General features: G+C 69.9%; 1 protein-coding gene. It reads right to left on the bottom strand.

The window, feature by feature from the left end; all coding sequences use genetic code 11:
* A partial coding sequence (locus IU459_RS40640) for a condensation domain-containing protein (protein ID WP_195134348.1) occupies positions 1-282 on the bottom strand: 282 nt, incomplete at both ends.

Raw genomic sequence — 282 nt, 5'->3', positions numbered from 1 at the left:
TGAGCACCTCGACCAACCGCTCGAACGGCACGTCCGCGTGCGCGAACGCGTGCAGATCGGTCTCGCGGGCCTGGGCGAGCAGGTCGGCGAAGGAGTCACCGGCATTGACCGCGGTTCGCAGCACCAGCGTGTTGACGAACATGCCGATCAGGTCATCCAGCGCGGCCTCGCCGCGACCGGCGACCGGCGTGCCGATGGCGATGTCGCTGGTGCCGCTGGCCCGCGCCAGCAGTACGGCGAGCGCGCTGTGCAGCACCATGAACAGCGAGGCGTTGTGCCTGC

This window comes from Nocardia amamiensis (assembly GCF_015477605.1).
In the GTDB taxonomy this organism is placed as follows: domain Bacteria; phylum Actinomycetota; class Actinomycetes; order Mycobacteriales; family Mycobacteriaceae; genus Nocardia; species Nocardia amamiensis_A.
The sequence above is the reverse complement of the archived record's forward strand: the minus strand, read 5'-3'. Positions and strand labels throughout refer to the sequence as shown.